Annotated in this window: 4 protein-coding genes; all 4 read left to right on the plus strand. The window is 71.6% G+C overall.

Annotation, left to right across the window (positions count from 1 at the left end; genetic code table 11):
* A partial coding sequence (locus ACFV0Q_RS40350; RefSeq protein ID WP_385012926.1) for a methionine adenosyltransferase domain-containing protein occupies nucleotides 1-369 on the plus strand: 369 nt, incomplete at its 5' end.
* A 56-nt stretch (nucleotides 370-425) separates the two neighbouring features.
* Entirely contained in the window at nucleotides 426-1409 is a 984-nt protein-coding gene (locus tag ACFV0Q_RS40355; protein ID WP_385012928.1) for a carbohydrate kinase family protein, read from the plus strand.
* Complete coding sequence (metF, locus tag ACFV0Q_RS40360; RefSeq protein ID WP_385012930.1) at nucleotides 1406-2311, plus strand: methylenetetrahydrofolate reductase [NAD(P)H]; 906 nt, start codon at nucleotides 1406-1408, stop codon at nucleotides 2309-2311. Before ACFV0Q_RS40355 ends, metF begins: the two co-directional genes overlap by 4 nt.
* On the plus strand, nucleotides 2289-3064 hold a 776-nt coding region (locus tag ACFV0Q_RS40365), incomplete at its 3' end, for an adenosylhomocysteinase (protein ID WP_385012932.1). The genes metF and ACFV0Q_RS40365, both read left to right, overlap by 23 nt.

Here is a 3064-nt window from a genome sequence, read left to right on the forward strand (position 1 = left end):
GGCAAGGACCCGTCCAAGGTCGACCGCTCCGCCGCCTACGCCATGCGCTGGGTCGCGAAGAACGTGGTCGCCGCCGGACTGGCCGCGCGCTGCGAGGTCCAGGTCGCGTACGCCATCGGCAAGGCCGAGCCCGTCGGCCTCTTCGTCGAGACCTTCGGCACGAACACCGTCGAGACCGGCCTGATCGAGCAGGCCATCGGCGAGGTATTCGACCTGCGCCCGGCCGCGATCATCCGCGACCTCGACCTGCTGCGGCCCATCTACGCCCAGACCGCCGCCTACGGCCACTTCGGGCGCGAGCTGCCGGACTTCACCTGGGAACGCACCGACCGCGTCGACGCCCTGCGCGAGGCCGCGACCCCGCGCTGACCGCAGGCCCCGCCCGCGGGCCCCGCACCGTCCGCCCCGAGTGAGAGGAAAGTGTCTTGCGCATCGCCGTGTCCGGCTCCATCGCGACCGACCACCTCATGGTCTTCCCCGGCCGCTTCGCCGAGCAGCTGATCACCGAGATGGTCGAGCACGTGTCCCTGTCCTTCCTCGCCGACAAACTGGAGGTGCGGCGCGGAGGCGTGGGCGCGAACATCTCCTTCGGCCTCGGCCGGCTGGGCCTGCGCCCCGTACTCGTGGGCGCGGCGGGCGTCGACTTCTCCGCATACGGCGCCCTCCTGCGCGAGGCGGGCGTGGACACGACGTCGGTCCGGGTCAGCGAGACCCTGCACACGGCCCGCTTCGTGTGCACCACGGACGTCGACCAGAACCAGATCGCGACCTTCTACGCGGGCGCCATGGCCGAGGCCCACCTCATCGACCTCGCCGACGCCCACCACCGCACGGACGGCCTCGACCTGGTCATCGTCGGCGCCGACGACCCCGCGGCCATGCTGCGCCACACGGCCACCGCCCACGCCCTCGGCATCCCGGTGGCCGCCGACCCCTCCCAGCAACTCGCCCGCCTGGACACCGAGCAGACCCGGACCCTGGTGGACGGGGCCCACCTGCTCTTCACCAACGAGTACGAGAGCGCCCTCCTGCGCGAACGCACCGGCTGGACGGAAGAGGACGTCCTGGTACGCGTCGGCACCTGGATCACCACGCGCGGCGCCGACGGCGTCACGATCACGAGCGCCGACGGCCGGCACCTGGACGTCCCGGCGGTCCCGACCGACGACGTGGTCGACCCGACGGGCGTCGGCGACGCCTTCCGCGCCGGGTTCCTCGCGGGCCTCTCGTGGGAGCTGTCGTACGAACGCGCGGCCCAGCTCGGCTGCGCCCTGGCCACGGTGGTGCTCGAATCGGTGGGCACCCAGGAGTACAAGCTGCTCGCCTCCGACGTGCTGGCCAGGATCGGCCGGGTCTACGGCCACGAGGCGGCCCGGGAGATCGAACCGTCGCTGGCGGGACTGTCATGACGGCCCTGCGCGACGCCCTCGACAGCGGGGTCCCGTCCTTCTCCTTCGAGTTCTTCCCGCCCAAGAGCGACGCGGGCAGCCGTGTCCTGTGGGAGGCCATCCGCCGCATCGAGGCGCTGGCGCCGACCTTCGTATCGGTGACCTACGGGGCCGGCGGCTCCTCCCGGGACCGCACCGTGGAGGTGACCAAACGGATCGCCGCCGAGACGACACTGCGGCCCGTCGCCCACCTCACCGCCGTCGGTCACTCCGTGGCCGAACTGCGCCACATCATCGGCCAGTACGCGGACGTGGGCGTACGCGACGTCCTCGCCCTGCGCGGCGACCCGCCCGGCGACCCGAACGCGCCCTGGGAGCGCCACCCGGACGGTCTGTCCCACGCCCACGAGCTGGTCAGCCTGGTCCGGGATTCCGGGGCCTTCAGCGTCGGCGTCGCGGCGTTCCCCGAACGGCATCCGCGCTCCCCGGACTGGGAGAGCGAGATGCGGCACTTCGTGGCCAAATGCCGGGCGGGCGCCGACTACGCGATCACGCAGATGTTCTTCCACGTCGACGACTACCTGCGGCTGCGCGACCGCGTGGCCGCCGCGGGCTGCGACACCCCGGTCATCCCGGAGATCATGCCGGCCACCGACGTGCGCCAGATCAGCCGGTTCGCCGAGCTCAGCGGTGCCTCGTTCCCCGGCCACCTGGCCCGCCGGCTCGACGCCGTGCGCGACGACCCGGCCGCCGGTCACGCCGTCGGCGTCGAGTACGCCACCGCCATGGCCGAGCGGCTGCTGGCCGAGGGCGCACCGGGGCTGCACTACATCACCCTCAACCGCTCGACGGCGACGCTCGAGATCCACCGCAACGTACTGAACTCAAGGAGTGCCCAGCATGTCCTCGCAGCCCACCGCTGACCTCAAGGACTTCACGGATTTCAAGGTCGCCGACCTGTCCCTCGCCGCGTTCGGCCGCAAGGAGATCACCCTGGCCGAGCACGAGATGCCGGGCCTGATGTCGATCCGCCGCGAGTACGCCGACGCGCAGCCCCTGTCCGGGGCGCGGATCACCGGTTCCCTGCACATGACGGTGCAGACGGCCGTGCTGATCGAGACGCTCGTCGCGCTGGGCGCGGAGGTCCGCTGGGTGTCGTGCAACATCTACTCGACGCAGGACCACGCGGCCGCCGCGATCGCGGCGGCGGGGATCCCGGTGTTCGCCTGGAAGGGCGAGACGCTGGAAGAGTACTGGTGGTGCACCGAGCAGGCGCTGACCTGGCCCGGGCACACGGGCCCGAACATGATCCTGGACGACGGCGGTGACGCCACCCTCCTGGTCCACCAGGGCGTCGCATACCAGAAGGCCGGCACCGTCCCCAACCCGGCGACCGCCGAGAACGAGGAGATGGCCCTGGTCCTGGCCCTGCTCGCCAAGACCGGCATCGACTGGACGGCCCTGGCCGCCGGCATCCGCGGCGTGACCGAGGAGACCACCACCGGCGTCCACCGCCTCTACGAAATGCACCAGGCCGGCACCCTGCTCTTCCCGGCGATCAACGTGAACGACGCGGTCACCAAGTCGAAGTTCGACAACAAGTACGGCTGCCGCCACTCCCTGATCGACGGCATCAACCGCGCCACCGACGTCCTGATCGGCGGCAAGGCCGCCGT

It is taken from the genome of Streptomyces sp. NPDC059564 (genome assembly GCF_042735575.1).
Classification (GTDB): Bacteria; Actinomycetota; Actinomycetes; order Streptomycetales; family Streptomycetaceae; genus Streptomyces.